The organism is Halosimplex carlsbadense 2-9-1 (assembly GCF_000337455.1).
Classification (GTDB): domain Archaea; phylum Halobacteriota; class Halobacteria; order Halobacteriales; family Haloarculaceae; genus Halosimplex; species Halosimplex carlsbadense.
This window is the reverse complement of record NZ_AOIU01000049.1, coordinates 1-21,993: the sequence shown is the minus strand read 5'-3', so window position 1 is coordinate 21,993 and position 21,993 is coordinate 1. Positions and strand designations below refer to the sequence as shown.

Genomic DNA, 21,993 nt, shown 5'->3' with positions numbered 1-21,993 from the left:
GTCCGGTGGTTGGGCTGTAGAGTATTAATCCGTGGTATGGTTGCAGACTTCTTTGAAACAAAGAACGTGTATCAAACAGCGTCAACGCCTACGACACCCATCACCACGCCACCAATAGTCACAGGAACCCAATAGACTGCTCCCCGAAAAATAGCGACAGCGGCGAAGGCGGTCCCTCCTCCAATCGCCAGTTCAGGAAGGGTAGTGAGCACGCCGACGAGTACTGCCTCTATGCCACCAGCGCCACCTGGAAGCGGTGTGACCGCAGCGAGAGCCCCTACTGGGATTACGAATAACAGGACGGAGAACGGAATCGGAGAACCGATCGCCACAAAGGCTAGCCAGAGAGCTACCATCTGGAGGATCCAGCCAGCTGTCGAGGCAGCGAGTGCAACAATAATTCCCCGACGATCCCCCGCCACGCGCTCTATAGCGACGACAAAATGCCTTACTCGAGAGCGAATCGCTTGCCGGGTGGGGGATTGCATCCGCGGGAGAATCCCACCTAACCGTTTGAGACCCGGCGTGAGAATTCGAACGATCCACGACTGTACCCGAGTTCGTCTTCGCCACGAAAGATATCCGACGGTGGAGGCTACTATGGCAAGGATAATGATACCAGCGACGAGGAATTGCAGGCGTCGCCCGAACGACGTTTTGGTGGCAAAATACCCGGCACCAACCAGTGCGAACGTCACTGAGGGAATGAAGTTGAGGGTATCTACGCTTGCGATAGCTGCCAGCCCTTGCTCGTATTCAGAGTCAGTTACTTTCGAGATGAGCAGTGCGGTCACCGGTTCACCACCCGCCTGCCCAAATGGGGTGACGTTGTTCGAGAACATTGCCCCGTTGAGGATGAAAAACGACCGTAAGAATGAGATCTCGATACCCATCACTGCAAGGACCGTCCGAAGACCAATTCCCCACGCAGCGAGCCATCCGAGTGTAACTACGACGATGAGTGCAACGATACGGCGATTAGCATCAGCAAGTTCCTGAATGAATCCCTCTGCGCCGACAAGATATACCAATATTCCAAGGACGGCAAACACGCCGAGAAATCCGAGTGCAGTCGCGCGTACTTGATCCCGGTTCATAAGTCAGTCCCTACAATCCAAACACAATTTTGAAGGAGTTTATTTCCAGAACAGAACTTGTATTTCGCTTCCCTGCAAAACCATAGAACTGACTGTCTCATCAACATATAACAGATATTCGGAGTTAGAGCAACTGTCGGCCACAGGATGGACACTCTTCGTGTTGTGACTTAACCGTAGTTTCGCAGTTTGGACATTCATAGTCTGGACTAGAAAGAAAGGAGATGTCACTCAATCTCCGAACCATCTCTCGAAGTTTTTGCATGTCGCCCCCCTTCTTCAAGAGAGATATAGTCTTTTTGCTTCGACGAGAACACCGTCATATAGGGACACGGCCAAAAGCCCGTGAACGGAAGGGTTTGGTAGCTGATTCCGGGTAGTCTAATAAGACGGAACCGACGGACCTACTATGACAAACGGAAATACCCCGTCTGATCCGGCGGATTCGGCGGAATCAGAGCTTGAGAATGTACCCTCAAAATCTGACGCTAACCATAATAACCAGATGCAAAGGGAAAAATTGTCTCGGCTGAAGCAATTCGCTCTAAAGATACTAAAGTACGGGATAGCAGTAGGAGCATTCGCGTATATACTTCAGGAGATCGATCACCAGCGAATAATCACATTGTTAGCGTCCTTAGACGTTATTGTTCTGGTTGCAATTATAGTTATCACGATACTGGAATTTGGATCTCGGTTCTCGTCGTGGCACGTCCTTCTAAATGGGCAAAATAAAACACGATTTCTAACTGCAGTATACATCGATCTTGTCATAAAGTCTATCAACCATGTTGTCCCCTCAAAAGTATCTGGTCACTCGGTTGCACCAGTTGTCATCCACCATTACACGGACACTGACTGGCCAGAGGCTGTCACCATTGCTGGACTGAACACGGCGCTATATGCTATTTTGTACGGCACTATCACCCTCATAGGATCTGGACTCCTCGCAACGAAACTACCGCGTGGACTGCTCGTAATCATCGTTCTTTCGACTGCAATGTATCTTACTGCTGGGATCGTCGTATTGCTGGCCGGCCGTCGACTTGACTCTGCTAGTGTCGTATTCTCACGACTTCAGATTTTCATCAAACGACTTCCAGCCGTTGGTGAAAAGGCAGCGTCACTGGTCAGCAAACTTCCCTCATTTACCTCCGAGTCAGCAGCTTTGTTCCGGAATTTGTCCGCGAACCCAACTGTGGTCATACCCTATGCACTTGCATGGGCGGGTACGCTGATGATATTCCCTGGACTTCGGGTTTGGCTCTTGTTTGAAAAATTGGGATCCACGTTTACCCCTGCCTGGTTACTTCCGCTTGTGCTCGTGATGGCCTATAGCGTCACAATTTTACCACTCACGCCAGGTGGCGTCGGCGTTGCGGAAGCTTCCGCGACTTTAGTATTTGTTAGTCTAGGTGTCTCCGAAGAGGTCGCCGTTGCGGCAATCCTAATCGACCGCTCACTCGGTGTGTACCTTCCTGCGTTCTTGGGATGGTTTCCAATGATGAACCTTAACTTGGCAGACATGATTAACCGTGCAAGATAGTCAGAAGCTATTCAGTCTCACCGGAAACCGGGCTTGACAGCTCATTTGGTCGTTCCTGAACAAGTTCGTCGCAGAAGATAATGTTCGGAAAAACCGGAGCCAGATAGGCCGATTTGAATTCGAGAACCTTCCGTCTACGAATGTGGAAACTGGGCTCTGAGTTTCAGGTCAAGTCCCTTCATTCAATCCTCACTTCAGTCCGTCTGTGCCCCAATGTGGGACTTAGCTGGATTAGTGTCGCTACTCCCCACTTTTCACGACCGCCAGTAGGACGGTGTCAATAACACAAGCACCGGAATGATTTCGATTCGCCCAACCCACATAAGGAAGGTCATGACAAGCTTCGTCGATTCGGGGAACGTCTCGTAGCTCTCGAGTGGGCCTGCGATACCGAACGCCGGGCCGATATTAAAGAACGTGGCCGCTGCAGCACTCATCGCCTCAAATTCAGAGACGGTTAATTGTACACGGGAGGCGTCGAGCACGACGATGATCGTCGCCAGGATGAAAAACACGAGGCTGACCAGGGTGTAAGCATAGATATCCCGAACCGTCTCTTCATCGATGACGGATCCGCTCAGTCGGACTGGGCGAATCGCGCTTGGACTGGCTGCGGTAAACAGGTCGCGCCGAAACGCCTTCACGACGACCAACCAGCGCAGCGTTTTAATCGAACAGGTTGTACTGCCGGCCATCCCACCGATGAACATACAGACGAACAGGAGGTGTTTGGGCCCCGCCGACCAGAGGTTGAAGTCCGTACTCGCGTAGCCAGTGGTTGTGACGATTGAGACAACCTGGAAGATAGCATGTCGAGCGATCTCTTCGAGGTTCGTATATGGACCGCCGTTCGCGAATAGCATTCCGCCAACACCGAGGGAGAAGAATCCGAGAATCGCGACGTAGAACCGAAACTCATCGCTGTTCCGAAGCCGGTCGAAGTTTCCTTGGAAGACGAAGTAGAGCAACACGAAACTGGTTGCACCGATCGCCATGAACGGAATAATCGCCCACTGCACAGCAGGAGAGAAGGCAGCGATACTGTCGCCCCGCGGTGAAAAACCACTCGTCGCGATCGTCGTGAATGCGTGCGCAATCGCATCGTACAACGTCATCTCCGGTGCATATCCAAGCAAGTGAAACCCGTAGAGAACTGCCACTTGGAGCCCGGTCAGGCCGATATAGAGCTTCCAGAGAAGAGCGGCCGTTTCCGAAATTTTGGGAGTGAGTTTGTCGACGTCCTGTGTCTGGGTTTCCGTCTCCATGAGCTGTGCCCCACCGACTGATAACTGGGAGAGGACCGCCGTGGCTAGCACGAGGATTCCGAGCCCACCGAGCCACTGAAGCACAGCTCGCCACATAAGGATGGCTCGTGAGTGGCGGTCGAAATTCACGATAACCGTTGCGCCGGTCGTCGTGATACCGCTCATACTCTCGAAGAGCGCGTTCACAGGTTCAGCGAGAGCGCCTTCCCCAGCCAGCAGAAATGGGACGGAACCGACGAGAGCGATGCTCAGCCACGTCAATGAGACCATTAGAAAGGCCTCTCGGGCACGGAGATCTTGCTCGTCGGTCAACTGTTCGAGACCGAGTCCGAGGAGTGCTGTTCCAAGTATCGGGAGAGCGAACGGGAGCACCGCCGTTCCGTCATAGAGAGCGATTCCAAGTGGAATGAGTAGTGGCACCCACAGCCACTTGAGGATCGTACCAACCAGTCGGCAGCTAACCCGCCAATCAACGCGAATCCTCATACAACATCCATAACGGGAGACAGAACATCTGTGGCCACAAAGAGAACGACGTGATCGCCCGGTTCAATGACGGTTTCGCCACGGGGAACGATGAATTCTTGGTCGCGAGTGATCGCCCCAATGACGATATCGGCTGGGAGTTCGGTAACGCTCTCCCGGATGGACCGACCGGTAAGAACGCTATCCTCATCGACCTCGATTTCCACCACCTCTGCTTGGCGACCTTCGATGAGTGAGAGGTTTTCAACCTGCCCCTTCTGTGTGAAGCGGATAATCTCCTCCGCAGTCGCTTCACGTGGATTGATTGCGACATCGATCCCGATCGCCTCGAATAAGCCGCCGTATTGCCCTTCCTCGACAACGGCGACTGTTCGGCGAACTCCAATGTTTTGTGCGAGCAGTGAGACGAGGAGGTTCTTTTCGTCGCTGTCGGTTGCTGCGATGACTGCGTCCGCCCGGTCGATCTGTTCCCCGACGAGGAAATCTGTATCTGTCGCATCGTGTTCCAACACGATTGTTCCGGGGAGGTCTTCGGCGAGTTCTCGACCACGGTCCGCATCTTGTTCGATTAACCGGGGTTCGATACCACGTTCTTCGAGCAGCTTAGCCGTGTGATATCCGATGTCGCTCCCACCGACGATGACGATATCGTGGCCCCCCTCTGAGGATTCAGGTGAGGCGACCGTTCTCGAAAAGGATTGGACACTCTCTGGACTGCCGATGACGATCACCCTGTTCCCAGCTTCTATACGCGTCTCCCCACGAGCGATTCGGACATCGCCATCCTGAACTAGGGCTGCGAACGTGATCGAATCGAATTTATCCGCTTGTTCGACACTCTGTCCTGCGATGTCACTTCCTGCCATCACCTCGAACTCGGCCATCTGGACGAGCCCGCCAGCGAACGGGTCGACATCAATTGCCGCTGGGAGACCAACCACACGGACGATATCATTTGCTGTGAGGATATTCGTCGAAACCATGAAGTCGACGCCGAATGCGCCCTCGTACTCTGACCACGTCCTAAAGAAATTCGCGTTTCGAGTCCTAGCAATAGTAAAGACATCACCGGTTGTTTTTGCGGTTCCACAGGTGACGAGGTTGGTCTCATCGTCGTCTGTACTGGCAATAAGCATATCTGCTTCGGCGATGCCAGCCTCTCGGAGTACCTTCAGCGAAGTTCCATCACCTTCAATCGCCAATATATCATTTGAGTAGGTGAGTTCCTCGACTTTTTCGGCGTCAACATCGACGACGATAACATCGTGATTTTCGACGAGGCTGGTTGCAATATTCGACCCGACTTCACCAGCACCGACGACAATCACTCTCATAGACTCCCACTCAATACGATCATTGGGGTGACTATCGGATGAGACCTACTAAAAAGTCCTTCTTGACCCCAGACCGACTTCTCAGGTGGATGTCAGTTTTGAGGAGATTAGACCAGCCTGTTTGAACTGAACGACCGGAAACTACTGACTGTTTGTCCCGTCTCTTTCACGCTTGTCGGACCAACGATTCCGTGGCTGTATTCGCCGCAGTCTCCTCTTCAGTGCCTCGGATGATACCGACGTTGCCGGGCGCTTGCTGGCTGATGCGCTCTGCGATAGAGCCAAAGAGGATGCGTGACGTGGCATCTTTCTCGGAGAGACCAACACAGACAGTGTCGAAGTCGTCAACTGCGTCGAGAATCGCAGCTTCGGTCTCTTCGTTGACGACGACTCGTGGCTCGTAGTCGTCGCGGTCTAGCCCCGCCCTGTCGGCGACCCAGGCAATCGCCTCGTGCCCGCGCTGGCGCGGGTCGGCGTCCTCACCGGGAGCCGGTGATTGCACGTTGAGTAACACGGGTGTCGTCCCCTGGACCGTTGCGAACTCGACGGCACGTTGGGCGGCTTTCGGTGCGTGGGGTCCGGGACCGGCGAGGGCGACCGGTTGTCCGATATTGCCGGGCTTGATCTCGATCAGCGACACGTCACATGGTGCGTCCGCGATAACCGGGTCCAGTGTCGCGCCGAAGACGTGCTCGTCACGAGCCAGAACCCCGTTCCATCCCATGAGGACCTGATCGGCGTCTTCTTCAGTCGCTACCCTGACGATGGTCTCGCCGGCGTCCGGCTCGACGAGTGCTCGCGTGCGCACGATGAGGTCCATCTCGTCGGTGATGTCGTGGACTTCCTCCAGCAAGGCGTGCTGGTGATCGACGCGCTCGGACTCGATGTTTCGGTGGGATGAGGCCTCGGCCTCGATGACGTTCATCGCCACCAGTTCGGGCGATCGCTCGTCGGCGTGTGCGCGGGCGCTGGCTGCTGCGAGTCGCAAGAGGCCGTGCTGTGTCTCGGGGTTGGCGACGGGAACGACGACCGTGTACGTCTCCTCGGCCGCCGAGGGGGGTGCCGACCCTGGCAAGGGAACCGGGATCTCGTCACGGAGGCTGTCGAGAGCGTCGTCGACGAGTCCCTCTTCGACGGCACGGTCACGGGCGTAGACCACGTACCAGAGGACGCCCAGTGCCACGATGCCGATCCCGACGACGATGACTGGTGTTCGCATCTGGGAGATGACGAGTGCTGCCATCGCGATACCCAAAATCGGGACGGTCGGGTACAGGAGACCGGGCAACTCGAAGTCGGGGTCGTAGGCGTCGGGATCAGCATTCCGGAAGACGACGACAGCGACGTGGACAAGCGCGTACGTGAGCAGGAAGCTGAAACTCGCCACCTGTGCGAGCAGGGCGACGATCTCCTGGACACGCAGACCCAGCAGGATGAGTCCACCGGTGACACACCCCGTTGTGATGATGGCACGGTGGGGTGTGCTGAAGCGGTGGTGAGTGACGTTCAGGCGCTCGCTCATCAGGCTGTCCCGGCCCATCGCAAAAATAACGCGGGAGGCCGCGAGGATCGAGGAGTTCGAACTGGAGATCGCAGCAATGGCCGCGGCAAACGTGACCGCCCCGACACCGATAGTCCCAAACATCGAGATCTCTGCAACGTCGGAGACGGGCACCAGCGAGTCACCCAGTTCCTGATAGGGGACGACGCCCGTGCTGACCAGCATGATGATGGCGTACAGGAGAGTCACCGAGACGACCGACAGAACCATCGTCAGCGGGATGAGCTTCCCAGGTCGTTTGATCTCACCCGCGACGGTCGCGATGATCTCGAAGCCCAGATACGTGACGAAGACGGTCCCGGTGGTCGCGACGATACCGGTCGCACCGGTCGGTGCGAACTCCCGGAGGTTGGCGGGATCGATGAAGAACACGCCGAGAGCGACATAGGCCAAAACGATCGCGAACTCGGTCCCGATCATGATGTTCTGGGCACCGCTGGACTCGTCGGTGCCATAGTAGTTGATCCCGACGATCAGACCGAGGCCGAGTACGCCCAGCAGGACGATGAGCGCGCGCCCATCGAGAACGGCCAACGGCCCGACGATGTACTGGCCGAAGCCGATCATGTAGAACGCGCTGGCGAACATGAGTCCGGTCCACATCCCCCAGCCGACGATACTCCCGAAGAGGCCACCGAGGGCGCGGTTGACGTAGTGATAGCTCCCCCCGGCGACGGGCATCCCAGTCGCGAGTTCCGCCAGCGAGAGGGCGGCGAGCAACGCGACGAAGCCGGCGATGAGAAATGAGATTGCACTCGCCGGACCAGCCCCTTCCGCGGCCAGCCCCGGCAGGATGAAGATACCGGCACCGATCATCGTCCCGCCGCCCAGCGTCATCGCTTCGAGAAAGCCCAGGTTCCGCTCAAGTTGCCCGCTATCGACACCCATCGTCAGGAATCCGTGGTAGTGCCGTTCGTGTCACGGACGACGAAGACTGGTTTCGGCGTATTCGAGAGAAGCCGGGACGGAACTCGCCCGAGGATGCGGTCCCGGAGGGAGGGTTCCGACTCGCCGATGACCAGAACGTCGTACCCGTCCTCGGCCGTGAGAATATCACTAACGGTGTCGTCGTCCGTCGATAGTTGTTTGTCGATCCGACTGCGATCGATCCCCCTACCGGCCAGATTGTCGACGGCTGCCTCAAGGATGCCCTCGCCGTGTCCGTCGGAGTCGCTTGCGTCTACGGAGTGGAACAGTGTCGCGCTCGCGTTCGTCGCATTGAGAAGGGCCGTGACCAACGACAGGATGTTCTCGATGTTCGAATCTCCCCGCAGGGGCACCAGAAGGCGGTTGATGGATGCGCCCTCCCCGGGAGTGAGTATCGCATCAACATCGTAGGTGTCGGCGATGCGATCGACCGACTCGTCGCGGTCGTGAGTGAATACAAGGATGTCGGTGACCGCGTCTGCGTGATTACTCAAATGGTTGGCGACCGCCTCTAGCTGTCGTCTGGCACTCGCTTCGTGCTGGTGTTTGATCTGTGCGGGGGCAGCCTGGCTCGGGACCGGGTAGTATCCCAGCACAACGACATGTACCGACGACAACAGCTCTAGGACCGGCACTGGCAGTGAGTAACTGCCGGAGATATCGACTGGCACCAGAACGGTGACGTCGTCGGTTGGAGTCACACCTATGGGTTCCGAGACACCAGGAATAAAAATATCGTAAGACAGTGAATCGGCAGATAAAGCTCTCAGAATGACTGGTGTAACTTCTGTCTGTCACGATCGGGTGCGAAGATTTCGCATGGAATCTGCAGCCCGTGTCTTGGTCTTTTGACCCTGAGGAGACCACGGTCGTGTGCTGACTCCCTGCTCTATATCTTGCACTGCCTTCCGTAACCACATCTCTCTCAACATTTCACTACTTAGGTTACACCGCTGTAGATCGTCTGTGAAAGCTTCTATGACACGCTATAGATCTGTACTGAACAAACCGCTCACTCGGGCTCTGAGTGACTGCATCAGTTGACTGTATACGAGGCCAATCCCCGCTCAGTCAGTGGGACGCCACACACCACCGAGCTCGTCGCGTTGATAATCATCATACTCCCCGTCCTGAAAGACGGACATCCGACCATTCTCCTCGCTCAGTGTGATGGCTGCCACCACTTCCTCGCGGACGGATACCTCGATCGCGCTCAAGTGCTTCGTTCCCATCCAGTCAGCATATTCGACCGCCTCGTTCTCAGCCGTCCGTTTCTCGCTGTCACTTTGGCTTTTGATGCGGACCATCTGTTTCTGGATGGTCCCATCCGTACTGATGATGACCGCGCCATCACGTGTGTGCCCAACAGTTTCCGCCGCCTCGACGAACCCGTCGAGGTTCTCCGTGACGACCCGACAGGTCTCCACCGGCCACGTGTTCTCACCCAATGGATCCGCGTAGTCGCCAGAATGAACGCCAGTCACGACCACGAAATACAGTCCCGGTCCCCGGACATATTCTTCCTCCCACCGATCGAACCCGAGACTGATACTTTCGACAGTATACGTGATAAAATCGATGAGCTCTGCAACCGTCGTGTACTCCACGCGCAATGGGTCCCACTCAGTCACGGGCATTATCTCCTATGCCGTTTTGCTCTATCGCATTCGGGGAGCCACGCACACGTTCCCGGAGTTTGTCCAGCGATTCTTGCAGCCGTGTTTTGACGTCGAGCTCTCGTTTGGTCATGATGACGGTTGTCGGTGCACGCTCTGCGACCGTCTCCGGAATCGTTCCGAACACAAATTTTTGAATTACACCTTCTCTCGTCGCACCGATGATCGTGAGGTCGTGGTCTGCACTTTCCTCGACGAGCGCACCGACAACATCGGCGCTTTCCAGCAGCGTCGTTTCGACTGTGGCGTCTTCGAGTGTCGCTGTTCGGTCAGCGAGCATCGAGTCGTCTCGCTGACGGGTCTCTGCCGAAGGGTCCGGGTCGATCACGTATATTGCGTGGATGGTGGCCCCTGTGTGTCTGGCGATTGCGCCTGCAGTCTCGATTGCGAGTTCGGCGTGTGGGCCCCCCGCGACCGGCACCAGAATCGAGTCCACTACCCCATCAGCATCCATCCCGATTTTCTCGACAAAGACATCGCAATCGGCCTCCTGGACCACTCGATCGACGTTCGTTCCGAGGACGACGTCGCGTCGCTTTGACCGGCGGCCTTTCCACCCGACGATGACCGCATCGCTATCATGCTGTGTGATCGTATTCAGGATAGCGTCGGCAGCGTTGTGACCAATGCGGATCGTCCCGCTTACCGGGACATCACGCTCTTCGGCGAGGTCCATTGCCTGGTCGAGCACCTCGCGTTTCTCGTCGGTCTGTTCACGCCCTCGTGAGAGCGGTGTCTGGTCGGGAACGGTCACGACGCTCATGACCAGTATCTCACCGTCGTTGTCCTCAGCGAGCGTCATTGCCGTCCGCATCAACTGGCGGGCGTTACGTGGATTGGCTATCGGGACGACGACCTGATAGTCCTCACCCGACGACCGGTACTCCGCGACGGCAGTCGGGGTTTGCTCTTCGAGTTCCTCGACCGGCGGCGTTCGGCTCTTCCAGACGAACCAGACGACGACTCCGAGTACTTCCACGCCGAGGCCGATCAGCAACGCCGTGAGCCCGACGTTGACGAGCAGTCCGAGGTTTGCGAGGACCGCAATAGCCGGGATAACGGGAACGAGGGGCACTCTGAAGCCACGGTCGAGGTCGGGGTACTTTCGGCGGGATTGAATCAGCGCGATGTTGACGATACTCAGCCCGGTGAGCAGCAGGAAATTGGCGAATTGGGCGAGTCCTTCGATCCCGAGATGGAGGCCGAACAGTGGTTCGCTTCCGGCCGCTTCGCCGAAGATGACCGCGAACACGACGATATACGTGAGGATGACCCCGCCCGTGAGGAGGACGGCCTTGTAGGGCGTGTTGAAGTCAGGATGCACATCCTCGAATCCCCGGGGAAGGTGGTTCCGGCGCGCCATGGCGAGTTTGACCCGTGACCCCGCCATGATGGTCGCGTTCGCCGCCGAGAGCATCGAGACCAGTGCACCGACGATGATAACGTAGAACCCGAGCGGACCGAGGTAGTACTGCGCGGCGTAGCCCATGGACACTTCGCCATTTTCGGCGACGAACTCCGCGGGGGCCAACCCACCGATCTGGACATTGTCTGTGAGAAAGTCCAGGAATGCGGCATCGTTGACGGCGAGGACGATAACGAGCACGACCAGCGCGTAGATGACCGTCACGATGCCCATGCTGAGGTAGATCGCACGGGGGATCGTCGTTCCGGGGTCTTTGATTTCCTCCGCATTGGTGGTGATCGCGGAGAACCCGAAGAACGTGATGAACACGAGGGCGCTGGTCAACCCGATCTGCGTGACCCGGTCGATGTTTTCGGCGACCGACGTCATGATGACGCTAGTCTCGAACGTCTGGAGGCCGCCGTACAGAAAGAGGATGAGGAGGGCGACTTTCAGTCCGGTCACGATGATCTGGAACTGGTTGGACTCTTCGGTTCCCTTCATGTTGAGGACGATGAGGAGGCCGAGGATGACGAGTCCGGGAATCCAGAACGGGAGGGCGCGGGGGATCGAAAGAACGGGGAAGATGAAGCGATAGAACCACTCGGAGAAACTGGCGAGGTAGAAGGCGGCACTGGCGGGATAGCCGAGGATCATCGTCCAGCCCATGATGTAGGTGAGATTGCTGTCGAACGTGTTGGCGACGTACATGTAGCCGCCGCCGCTTTCCTGATAAATCGAGGAGAACTCCGCGTACGAGGCGGCAGTGAACCCGGCGACGACGGCCGCGAGGAGGAACGAGCCGATAGCGACTGCGCCGACGTTGCTCACAGCCAGCCCGGACAGGACGAAGATTCCGGCCGCGATCATCGTTCCGACGCCGATGGCCAGCGCACCGAGAAGCCCGATTTCGGGATTGAGTTCTTCGGTTACTTGTGATTCTCCTGTCTGTGCAGAAGATGGCGGCTCATCAGCCATAATAGCGGTCCTGTCTGCTACACACTAAATATCAGGGGTGTCGGGGACCTGTTCGACATATCATCCAGCCAGTTTTTTGCTCGTACGTGCTCGCTGCAATGGCTTGATAACCGCTACTGACGTACCATTCACCGAAGAAACACCGCTTCCAACAGAATGGAACCATCCCACTCACGAATAGTCAGGTTCGTAACTCTTCTTGAGACGTATCTGGAGACATCTTTTCGTATTGGTTTGTATGGTATGCTCTTCTTTGCGAGTTTGTTTCTACTCTATATTGTGATAGGCCTTACTGCAGGGTTTTTGGGAGTTCTCAATCCACCATATCCGTTCTTATCGCTTGAATCAGACCCGTTCTTCGTGATTGGAGGAGGCGTAACCGGGCTGTTTCTAGTCCAAAGTTCCGGCTCACTCGTTTTGTATCACTTTCTCGTCGGAGTCGAGACCGACAGGTCACAGTTCGCCATCTTGATGGGGTTTATTAGCCTCGGGTTCGGTGGAGCACTGCTACGTGTTACGCTCCCCCCAACGATCCGGTTACTTAGCAAAATTCTCTGAGTAAGAGACTGCGGTTATGAGGTATCTGTACCATCATCGCGCTGCTCGTTCAGAAGGTCAAATCCGTTCTCGGAGTCGGCTCCGAGAGCCGAATCCACGAGTTGCCGTGCGGCGATGACTGCCGGGCTCACGACAGTGTTTGCACCTGCACGTTCCAGTTTCTTCATGTTCTCGCGGTTGGTGGCAACAGCGAGTATCTTGATATCGGGGTTGAGTTGCCGAACGGTCAGTATCGTCAGTGCATCGGCTGCGTCGTCGTTTGTTGCGACGACAACTGTTCGAGCACGCTCAACACCGGCCTCATGGAGAGAGTCCTCATCATCAGGCTCCGCAGTGAGTGCATTGACGCCCCGATCCGTTAGGTTGCGTACGGCCTCTCTGTCGGGCGAGACGACGAGCACGTCGCCCCGATTCTGGATGTCGTCGAGTATCACCTGAACGATTTCACTGTATCCGAGGAGGAGTATGTGATCGTCGAGGAGGCTGAGTTCGTCTTCAGACATTCTTCCGAGTGCTTTCGCAAAGCGTGCTTGGACGAGTGGCCCCAAGAGTGTTCCGAGCGCAACCGCGAAACTGGCTGTTCCGATGATGACGACGGACATCCCGAATAGGCGCGCGACCTGCGAAGTCGGTGCAGCGTCACCGTATCCGACCGTACTCGCGGTGACGAGCGTGTAATAAAACGCATCGACGAGGGTGCTGATACTCGTGAAGTCCTCGCGGAGCGCGTAGGCTCCAGCGGTTCCGTAAATCTGTGCACCAATGATAGCCATCCCGGCGGCAATTTGAGCGGTCGTTAATTCGACCGCTCGTTCGAATTGCCTGCGATTGTACAGGACGTTCGGCATCGCCAAGATGGACAGAACGATCAGCGGCACCGAGAGCGGGCTCGACTGTAACACGCCCTGGAGTGCCGTGACGGGCAACAGAACGACAGTCGAGTACCAGGCAACCCGAAGCCTGCGGCGCATCCCGTACGCACTCCCGATCATGAGAAAACCGGTCAATGCCCCGGTAAATCCGGCCGTTCGCTGGATTGCGAGTGGGATGAACTCGGCGATTGGGCCGGCAACCGACTGCGCACTGATATTTGCGATTCCCGTCACGACAGAGAGTAACGCGACGGCGGCAGTGAGGGTGATAGTCACACGGAGTCCGAGTGCTTTCCAGCCCATCCAACGATCCCGTACTCGTGACAGAAGCGACGTACTCATGCGTTGCTGGACTCGTGTTCGTCCTCAGTAATAACCTCAACTGTGATCCCCGTCCGTTCGTGAAGGAGTTGTTGGGGATCCTGATCCAGATTGAGAACCTCTTCGAGAAGTCGCTTCCACCGGTCACGACGATACTTGCTCAGGACAATATAATCCATATCGAACTGGATCGCCGCTTCGATGAGTGCCTCTTCAGCAACAAATCCGTCCCGCACGACGTAACTCGCAGTGAGCCCGTCAAACGAGGTCTCGACAGCGTCGCGTAACGATTGTCGATTGATACGCCGGTCTGTCTGTACCTCATTCATGTGGAAGATGAGCAGTTCCGACACATCGTCATCTTCTACGAGGTCAATCCCTCGCTGGATCGCCTGTTTGTTGGTTTCTGTGAGCGGATACTGGACGGGTACAAAGACGTTCATATGTGGCGAGCTCCCTCGCTATACTTGTTCTCCACACCGGGGACAGAACTGGACTGCGGATAGAACGGGATGGAGAAATTTGACTTCATATTTGTACCCGCAGTTTGCACACTCATGAATTGGTGCCTCTCGAATCCAGATTGCCTGCTTCGGCTCGGGTTCCTTCTTTCGAAGCTTCCCCGAGTGAGAGAGTCGTTGTAATAACTTGCGAACGCGGTCTTTCGGGGCACCGAAATACGAGGCAAGTTCCCCCGTAGTGTATGGCTCAAGCACCTCCATTTCATGGTAAATTTCGTCCGTTGAAAGGTTTTGATCACTGTTGTCTCCCATACGACTGCTTCGACAGACGTGCTGATAAAGACACTCCGACGGGGATGTGCTATTTTACCTTCAGAGATTGTAGTCCTTCATATCATGACGGCTTCGCTCAAGCGGGTACTGATTCCGGTTGATGTATCTGAGTCGCGCTCGCTTGATGGGACGCTCATCAAGACGGTACCATTGAGGGACGTTGTTCTCCTCGGGTACTGGCCGGTTCCAGATCAATCAGCACCTGACCAGGCCCGCGCTCAATTCGAAACCGAAGCGCAACAGCAACTGCAGACTCTCGCAGATCAGTTTATCGATCGGGGAGTTGAGGTCGAGACCCACCTGGTGTTTACGAAAGACCGGAATCAGTTAATCGATACAGCTACAAACAAGTATGAGTGTCAGTCGGTCCTGATTCCGGGAACAGAATCAGCGCCATCGGGACCAACACGCGGAATAGTCTTGGTGAAACCGAATACTGACCTTGATCGGATCGTCACCATTCTTGGGTCGCTGTTCGCCGAGAGCGATGTGGAGCTCTACCTCTTTTACGCCGTTGAGAATTCGAACGAACACTTGCACGACGCAACGGAGTACATGCTTCGTGGACTTGTTGATCGGCTCAGCGAATTAGGAATTAACTGTGATCGAACTGAATGGGAACAGTCGACAAACGGAAAGCCGAATGAGGTTATTCTATCACGAATTTCTGACTTTGACTTCGTAGTAATGGGCGAAAGCAAGCCAACGTTGCGAGAACGCATTTTTGGAACGATCCAATCGAAGATCGCTGACGAGACGGAGAAACCGTTGCTCACAATCAGGACGGGTAAATGAACGCTTCATAAGCTAACCCGACCATGAGGGGTACGAGTGGTCGGAAACGGAATCAACTTGACAGCCGCCATTAATATGGCGTTCAAGATACAGCGACAGCAGTTGGTATCGGGCCATCAGCTATTTTTCCACCAGATGTCGACATCCTGAGTACTGTCGCCGACAACATAGACAATTCATTCGAGATCTACAAGATTAGGGGGCCATGAGGGGTGTCGTACAGCAGCCTTCATACCCGTGCGACGCGTTCTCTATTCGCTCAGTATATGTAGATCACGAATACGTTTCTGGACCGTTGGAGGTTACCTACTCGGAGATGAGATGAGTGCAGTTACATCCTGGTCACGTGATTGCTCCGCAGAGCACTTCGGACAAAGATACATTACTACAACAGCTCCTGACTCAAATTCCACTTCGATTCGCTCAGCACCTTCTTCTCCACATCGGACACACTTCATACTGTGTCTAGTCCGTGCGGAGTATTAACACACTCGGAAAGTGGTCGCACAGTACTCAGTAGGCAGTGTGCACTGAACGAGTCTAGGGAGCGAAGAACGAGCTTGTGAACTGTTGTATGACGCACTCACAGCTCAGTGCAATGTTAAGGAACCGGTGTTTCGATCCGAATCGGGCTCGGAAAATCCGGGTGGGCGACGTGACCATTGCGGTGCCAGACGATTAGTGAATCGAACGCACCGACGAACTCTCCCGTAATGACGTACTGGGCGAACCAGTGACCGTAGGTGTCCCGATCGCTGCCATCGCAGGAATATTGCTCGACGTAATCGATGACCACGTTTCCGACACGATCCTCGACGAAAACGTGGCTGAGACCGTAGGTGTCGCACGAAGTTCGAAGGTGGAACTGCCCGATGATTTCGAAGGTGTCGCCGTCCTCGGACACATCCACGTCGAGATCGTCCGTGTACTGCAGATGTCTCGGGTCATACTCCCACTCTTCGACCGGTGACAGCTGTAAAGTAACATCTGCGAGCTTCATTCCCGGCGCGGGATTTCGAACGCCATCACTCCAGCTGTTGACGGATGCGGATTCGATAGGACCGCTGTAAATTGGCCCGTCTCCAGGGCGTTCCAAGGAATTCTGCGGCATGACCGAGGGTTCATCTGCCGGCACGGCCGTTCCTCTCGCGGGGGTTGCGACCGCGGTCGGCGCCGTTTGATTGACCGGTCCGCGTGCCGCCGGTGAAGGCGAACTCGCCGGCGCAGTCGACGTGGACGTCGGAGAACCGATCTGGTCGGGAACGGGATCTGGACGGGGCTCCGCCCCGATGATTCCAAGACAGCCGGTAAACCCCGCTGTGAGCACTGTTCCAGCACTAGCGAGTGCTGCTCGACGAGTGAGAGGAAGCTGGGAGCGGGAGTCGGACTCGTCGCCTGATAGTTTCTTAGGTGGCATCTGAATTTATCGAACTCTGTGTCCAGTTCCTTCAGACCTCACTGGTCCGCTGACTTCGGCCAGCATTCGACTCACAGGTTGCCAAAGCTTCTTTGGGGATGCTCAGGTTCTCGAGAGCCCACTCCTCGATCTCTGGGAGACTCATCGGGTGTGGAAACATATGATGTCCCACAGGTCGTGCGAGTAACGAGCCCCCGTCGTCGTGCAAATCCTCGTCGAAAAACCCGAGCCAGTACCGCTCGAGCCCGTTCACTCCCAGACCATCCATGACTGTGACGACGTCGAAGGAGTCTAGTGGAACCTCAGACGCAAGCGATAGAGTCGAATATTCGGAGGGGAAGTTCACGTCTCAAGATTGCTCGCCTTTGGAGATAAATGAAGACAGATTGAATGAGTTGCAACAGGGCTACCTTCTATAGCTACACTTCCGACTCGGCTACAGCAGGCGATGCATCCGACGTAGAGGCGCCGACACCGATAGCTGGTGGATCTGGATCGAAGTCCTCACCCCCCTTTGTCGAGTTGTAAGTCGGGCCCCTCTCCGCCTCGTAAAATTTCGTTGCGACATCGAGGGCGATCCTTCCCTTGATCCTCCCATCTTCGTGGGCAGTGAACTACCCCTCCCTACTCAGCCGCTGGTGCGGCTTCGTTGAGGGTGGGGCTTCCTGTTTCGATGACGCGCTTTGCAGACACCGAGTGGGTGTCCGTAGGGAGCACAGTCTCCACAGGCGTGTCTTCGGGCCATCCCAGCCCTAGTTCAGAAAAGCCGCGCTGCAAGACGTTCATCGCCGCATTCGCGTCACGATCACACTCGAGCCCACACGACGGACAAGAGTGTTCTCGAACCCAGATGGGTTTCGCCGTCTCCACATCACACTTCGCGCACTCTTTGGTCGTTCCTGCTGCTTCCACTTGAACGACGTGACAGCCGTACAAGTCTGCCTTGTATTCAAGGAGCGTGATGAACTGGTGCCACGCCGCGTCCTGCTTGTTGCGAGCGTTGTGCGACTGCTCCAACATCTCTTTCACGTCCAAGTCCTCTACGAACACAGCATCGTACTCGCGGACGAGCCACGTCGTGATTTTGTGCTGGTAGTCCAACACTTTCCGACGGATGTGTCGCTTGACCTTCGCCACTGTTCGGCGTTGCTTCTCGTAGTTGCTCGACCCTTGCTCTTTCCGCGAGAGTTTGCGTTGGTCGTGGCGGAGTCGGTCGTACTCGTCTTCGAGGTTGAGCCAATCGACAGTCGTACCGTCTGAAGTGTGAACGTAGTTGCGGATACCGAGGTCAAGACCCACGCTATTGCTCGTATTGAGAGAGTTCACGTCGGGTTTCTTGGTCAGGTCGGCGTCGTCGGTTTCTAGCCCGAAGGAGACGAACCAGTCGCCAGTTGTCTCCTTTTTTATGGTGACTTCTTTGATGTCGGCTTCGTCGGGGATCTCGCGGTGGTAGCGGATCGGGATATCTCCGATTTTAGAGAGCCAGAGCGTCGCACGTCGGCCACTCGTGTTTTTGAGTTCGAAACCAGACTGCGAATACGTCATACTCTGGAACTCCGTTGGAGACTTCCACGTGAGCTTCCCGACGTTGCGTCCGTTTTGCTTCTGCTCGGAGAGTCCGTTGAGGTTCTGGTAGAACCGAGTGACGGTTCGTTGCAGTGCTTTGGAGTTTACTTCCGAGAAGAGGGGGTATTCGTCTTTCCAGTCGGGAAGCCGATAGTGGTGTTTGTACGCGGAACCGATGTCATCGGTGTCCACGTTCTCGTACTCGTACAGGGCGTAGTTGTACGCTTGGCGATGAATGTCGATGTGAGAGTCCAGTACAGCCGCTACCTGTTGTGTCGGGCATGCGGGGTAGCGGTGACTGTACTCCATCGCTATTCCTCGATTAGCGATGTGTTAGCTTAATGGTTTGTACTATCGTGCGGCGATTCATCCGCTCCCTACTCGCTCCTTGAGGAGAGAGCATTCTCGCCTCCATTCTGGTAAAGAGGACATGGTCGGTATGGTAGCCGAACTCGTTGACAGCGAGTTGGTGAAGCTTTTCGACCTCTCTTCTGACTCGTGGCGGAGCATTTTCTTCTATGACGAAGGTCATGTTTCGGACTCCTCACCGCCCCGGGGGAGAGAAAACCGGAGAATCGCATCCACAATCGTTCAGCGAAGGTCCAGTCATTGCATCTCACCGGCGTGGACACGATGAGAGGACGCGACCTCCGGACTGACGAACCGCCGGGCGCGATGAGGGATATCGACGCCTCTATTCAATGGCAGGAAGATACTGTCCTGAGACCCGCAAACGATGCATGCCAAGAGTTCGTGTTTGCACATGACGCGGAACGGCTTCTCATGCTTATATGGACACGAACAGGTGAGCCCGTCTCCCCAGGGGATGAACGGATACTGGCTACCACTCGCATATTCGCCGACGACGACTGGAGCGGGCAGTTCAATTCCGTAATCACCGAGCAACGGAGCTACATCGTGTGAGCCGGAACTGAGTTCGCTCTCTCTGCAGACGTAGGTTGCATCGAGGCCGGTCGCACGAGCGACATCGCTCGGAGAGGTCTGGTCGCCGACGAGAACCATCCCGACGAAGGCGTTCTCTTTTGTCAGCGAATCGCCGTCGATCGTTGGTCCCGCAGTTTCCCCGATGAGGGAGCCGAACGAAGACTGCTTAAGAATCTGGTAGAGATTCGCCGGGATGAGCTTCCGATACCAAGTCGTCCGCCTCTCTCGCTCTTCAGCGAGCGCCTGTCGAACATCCTGCTTTGCACGAGCGATGCGAAGGCGATCGGCCAAGAATGCAGGCGCATCAGCTAGTATGGTATCGTCATCTGAGCCCTCGTAATAGCGTTCTTCTTCCTGGATACGATCGGAACAGGTGGCCTCGGCATACTCCAGACCGGCCGGTTTCTGTTTCACCCCTGTCCACGGGTCTGTAGCGGGGTCATCTGGATCGTATGCCCAGAAATTGAAGCCGCCGAGAAGTTGGTCGCGACGAATTGAATCCCCACGCATGAAATCGACCCGAATTCGATGCTCGACCGGTTCGATACTCGGTGGGTCGGCGTCGACGTCGTAGTCGTACTCCCGATCAACGTTCGACAGCGCGCCTGGCGGTAGGGTGAGCGGTGGAACGCGTTCATCCGCTGCTTGGATTGTCCTCGTGGTCATTGATGGTGGTGGGGAGAATCCCCTTCGCTGCCCAGAGGGAGAGAAAGAGGGCTCTGGTGGCGAGTCCTACGCTATGGCCAAAGTATATCACTCAAGTTGTAGCGTAGGGATTGATCTGGCGATAGTTTCCGACTCGATTAGAAGCCAGCGAGAAGGCTCGCAAATTGGTCAAGCCGGTCGTCGAGTCGTTCGGGCGTAAAGACGGCTTCCTGGCGCTCGTAGTAACGGGCGAGTTCTGAAGCGTTCTCTGAGAGCGTATTCGAGGAAGAGTCGGTCGCGATGGTGAGGGAACAGATAGGTGCAAACGACGACATGATCTGTGATTTCACGTCCTCGACGGAACTGGGCTCTCCATCGGTTACAGTGATGATCATGGGCTCGTCGCGTTGTGTTTCGAGCAAATTCCGTGCTAGTCCGAGCGCGTCAGCGAGAGGCGTCCCTCCGGCGACAGAATCATCTAGAAGTGCCGCCTGAACGAGCCGGACCGGGACGCTGAAGGGCTTGATGAGTCTGGCCTCTCCCCCGATGAAGTCGATGACCGCGACTCGGATTCCGAGATTCTCAGCAGCGAGTGCGAATCGGGCGAGCGCTTGGGTGGCGACCTCGATCTTCCGTGGCGACCCATGGCGCATCGAACTCGACCGATCCAGTACGAGGACCAGCGCGTATTGTTTCTCGTTGCCCAGGGTCCGGCTCTTACACACGCGGGGATCGCCTATCGCAAGCCGATGGCCGGCCCCCGTATCGTACGCTCCTGCAGAGAGGCCGCGACGGACGCTCTTTTGACGATCCAGTCGCAAGTACATATTGAGTGTCTCTCCGACCTGTTCAGCTCCTTCTTCGATGGCGTCCCATTCTCTGGGAGGGACGACCTCGTCACCCTCAGGGAGTATCGAGAGATCGTCGAGATTCCCGGGCCCACCGGACTGCCCACCATCCCCTTGAGCCGGTTCTGCTTCCACGGGCTCGTCACTAGACCGTTCAAGTTGCTCTGAGAGAGCGGCGAGTTCCTGCTCGAGCGTCTCTTGGTCGATAGTCTCCCGGTCTGCCTCGTCGTGAGCAGCCCGCTCATCGCGTTCGAGAGCGTCCTTGTACGTGTCCTCTGTTTCCGACTCATCCCTTTCAGAGCACGCAGCATGGGCTGGGCCCTCGGGAACCTGTTCTTCCACCCCCGGTGTGGAACTCCGGTCGAACTCTTCCTGAGAAACACTCGAATCGGAACTCGCGGTAGTGCGGGTGTCTTCGCGATCCGCCCTCGCCGGAGTATCCGTGGTACTCAGGTTGTCAGGAGCAGTCTCCTCCGTGGAATCATCGCCCTCCCCGTCGTCCGGTTCACTCTCAGTGTGGTCCCCGGAAGACACACCACCACTGCTGTTGGTTTCAAACTCACCAAGAGTCGATTGCGTCTCAGGAGGACACTCTCCTGATGAACTCGAAGAAGCGGTATCGAGTGGCACTCCACCTGGGCCAGTAGTTTCGTCTGCCTCTCCCGACTCTGGAGGAGCACGGCCCGGAGAGGTCATCTCGTGGTCCTGTTCACGGCGCCGCTCTCGGTCGGCCGCCTGGGCGATTGCCTCCGCCCGGCTCGATGGTTCAGGAACGGTCTCGTTCCCGACGTTCTCGGGAGAGCGGTGTTCGGTCAGACAGTCGTTCTCGTTTCTCTGGTGAGCGCCGACGTCGTCTGCACTCTCACCCCCAGTGACGGCATCGTCGTCTTTTCGCAGCTCGCGACCGTCACGATCTCCATCGGACGCAGGTGTGCCTTCTTCCGTAGAGTCTTGGAT

At 56.2% G+C, this 21,993-nt stretch carries 17 protein-coding genes; 2 read left to right on the top strand and 15 right to left on the bottom strand.

The genetic code is table 11. The features are described from left to right. Positions 1-71 precede the first annotated feature (71 nt). The gene (locus C475_RS22680) at positions 72-1,097 is read right to left on the bottom strand and encodes a lysylphosphatidylglycerol synthase transmembrane domain-containing protein (protein ID WP_006886077.1); all 1,026 of its coding nucleotides are present in this window, start codon (positions 1,095-1,097) and stop codon (positions 72-74) included. A 409-nt stretch (positions 1,098-1,506) separates the two neighbouring features. Here C475_RS22680 and C475_RS22675 point away from each other — a divergent pair, with 409 nt between their 5' ends. Then, a complete protein-coding gene (locus C475_RS22675; protein WP_082223402.1) occupies positions 1,507-2,643 on the top strand; it encodes a lysylphosphatidylglycerol synthase transmembrane domain-containing protein in 1,137 nt (378 codons plus the stop codon). A 254-nt stretch (positions 2,644-2,897) separates the two neighbouring features. Here the strand turns inward: C475_RS22675 and C475_RS21740 are convergent, their stop codons facing one another. From C475_RS21740 to C475_RS25390, 9 genes are all read right to left on the bottom strand, one after another. Beyond that, entirely contained in the window at positions 2,898-4,394 is a 1,497-nt protein-coding gene (locus C475_RS21740) for a TrkH family potassium uptake protein (RefSeq protein WP_049931189.1), read from the bottom strand. Then, complete coding sequence (gene trkA / locus C475_RS21735) at positions 4,391-5,728, bottom strand: Trk system potassium transporter TrkA (protein WP_049931187.1); 1,338 nt, start codon at positions 5,726-5,728, stop codon at positions 4,391-4,393. Before trkA ends, C475_RS21740 begins: the two co-directional genes overlap by 4 nt. Positions 5,729-5,894: 166 nt before the next feature. Next, on the bottom strand, positions 5,895-8,177 hold the full coding sequence (locus C475_RS21730; RefSeq protein WP_049931185.1) for an amino acid permease: 2,283 nt from the start codon (positions 8,175-8,177) through the stop codon (positions 5,895-5,897). A 2-nt stretch (positions 8,178-8,179) separates the two neighbouring features. Then, on the bottom strand, positions 8,180-8,917 hold the full coding sequence (locus C475_RS21725) for a universal stress protein (RefSeq protein ID WP_006886073.1): 738 nt from the start codon (positions 8,915-8,917) through the stop codon (positions 8,180-8,182). A gap of 366 nt (positions 8,918-9,283) precedes the next feature. Further along, complete coding sequence (locus C475_RS21720; RefSeq protein ID WP_006886072.1) at positions 9,284-9,853, bottom strand: diadenylate cyclase; 570 nt, start codon at positions 9,851-9,853, stop codon at positions 9,284-9,286. Beyond that, positions 9,840-12,275, bottom strand: a complete 2,436-nt coding sequence (locus C475_RS21715) for an amino acid permease (RefSeq protein WP_049931182.1) — start codon at positions 12,273-12,275, stop codon at positions 9,840-9,842. The genes C475_RS21720 and C475_RS21715 overlap by 14 nt, the downstream gene beginning before the upstream one ends. 572 nt (positions 12,276-12,847) lie before the next feature. Next, the gene (locus C475_RS21710; protein WP_006886070.1) at positions 12,848-14,008 is read right to left on the bottom strand and encodes an NAD-binding protein; all 1,161 of its coding nucleotides are present in this window, start codon (positions 14,006-14,008) and stop codon (positions 12,848-12,850) included. Positions 14,009-14,043: 35 nt separating this feature from the next. Then, complete coding sequence (locus C475_RS21705; protein ID WP_006886069.1) at positions 14,044-14,469, bottom strand: universal stress protein; 426 nt, start codon at positions 14,467-14,469, stop codon at positions 14,044-14,046. 18 nt (positions 14,470-14,487) lie between these two features. Beyond that, the gene (locus C475_RS25390) at positions 14,488-14,748 is read right to left on the bottom strand and encodes a FeoC-like transcriptional regulator (RefSeq protein ID WP_394295285.1); all 261 of its coding nucleotides are present in this window, start codon (positions 14,746-14,748) and stop codon (positions 14,488-14,490) included. Between the two features lie 135 nt (positions 14,749-14,883). Here C475_RS25390 and C475_RS22670 point away from each other — a divergent pair, with 135 nt between their 5' ends. Beyond that, on the top strand, positions 14,884-15,615 hold the full coding sequence (locus tag C475_RS22670; protein ID WP_006886068.1) for a universal stress protein: 732 nt from the start codon (positions 14,884-14,886) through the stop codon (positions 15,613-15,615). 601 nt (positions 15,616-16,216) lie between these two features. Here the strand turns inward: C475_RS22670 and C475_RS21700 are convergent. From C475_RS21700 to C475_RS22665, 5 genes are all read right to left on the bottom strand, one after another. Continuing rightward, complete coding sequence (locus C475_RS21700) at positions 16,217-16,750, bottom strand: hypothetical protein (RefSeq protein ID WP_152436581.1); 534 nt, start codon at positions 16,748-16,750, stop codon at positions 16,217-16,219. A gap of 313 nt (positions 16,751-17,063) precedes the next feature. Continuing rightward, complete coding sequence (locus C475_RS21695) at positions 17,064-17,378, bottom strand: hypothetical protein (protein ID WP_049931180.1); 315 nt, start codon at positions 17,376-17,378, stop codon at positions 17,064-17,066. A gap of 278 nt (positions 17,379-17,656) precedes the next feature. Further along, positions 17,657-18,907: an RNA-guided endonuclease InsQ/TnpB family protein gene (locus C475_RS21690; RefSeq protein ID WP_006886065.1), complete on the bottom strand. Its 1,251-nt coding sequence runs from the start codon at positions 18,905-18,907 to the stop codon at positions 17,657-17,659. A gap of 297 nt (positions 18,908-19,204) precedes the next feature. Further along, on the bottom strand, positions 19,205-20,209 hold the full coding sequence (locus C475_RS23570) for a hypothetical protein (RefSeq protein WP_152436580.1): 1,005 nt from the start codon (positions 20,207-20,209) through the stop codon (positions 19,205-19,207). A 137-nt stretch (positions 20,210-20,346) separates the two neighbouring features. Then, positions 20,347-21,993 (bottom strand): vWA domain-containing protein (locus C475_RS22665; protein WP_152436579.1); only part of this gene is annotated, 1,647 nt, incomplete at its 5' end.

Coding starts and splice junctions, on each gene's coding strand:
- C475_RS23570 (WP_152436580.1), bottom strand. CDS start 20,209: ATGACCACGAGGACAATCCAAGCAGCGGATGAACGCGTTCCACCGCTC.
- trkA (WP_049931187.1), bottom strand. CDS start 5,728: ATGAGAGTGATTGTCGTCGGTGCTGGTGAAGTCGGGTCGAATATTGCA.
- C475_RS22670 (WP_006886068.1), top strand. CDS start 14,884: ATGACGGCTTCGCTCAAGCGGGTACTGATTCCGGTTGATGTATCTGAG.
- C475_RS22675 (WP_082223402.1), top strand. CDS start 1,507: ATGACAAACGGAAATACCCCGTCTGATCCGGCGGATTCGGCGGAATCA.
- C475_RS21705 (WP_006886069.1), bottom strand. CDS start 14,469: ATGAACGTCTTTGTACCCGTCCAGTATCCGCTCACAGAAACCAACAAA.
- C475_RS21740 (WP_049931189.1), bottom strand. CDS start 4,394: ATGAGGATTCGCGTTGATTGGCGGGTTAGCTGCCGACTGGTTGGTACG.
- C475_RS21690 (WP_006886065.1), bottom strand. CDS start 18,907: ATGGAGTACAGTCACCGCTACCCCGCATGCCCGACACAACAGGTAGCG.
- C475_RS21720 (WP_006886072.1), bottom strand. CDS start 9,853: ATGCCCGTGACTGAGTGGGACCCATTGCGCGTGGAGTACACGACGGTT.
- C475_RS22680 (WP_006886077.1), bottom strand. CDS start 1,097: ATGAACCGGGATCAAGTACGCGCGACTGCACTCGGATTTCTCGGCGTG.
- C475_RS21715 (WP_049931182.1), bottom strand. CDS start 12,275: ATGGCTGATGAGCCGCCATCTTCTGCACAGACAGGAGAATCACAAGTA.
- C475_RS21710 (WP_006886070.1), bottom strand. CDS start 14,008: ATGGGCTGGAAAGCACTCGGACTCCGTGTGACTATCACCCTCACTGCC.
- C475_RS25390 (WP_394295285.1), bottom strand. CDS start 14,748: ATGGAGGTGCTTGAGCCATACACTACGGGGGAACTTGCCTCGTATTTC.
- C475_RS21730 (WP_049931185.1), bottom strand. CDS start 8,177: ATGGGTGTCGATAGCGGGCAACTTGAGCGGAACCTGGGCTTTCTCGAA.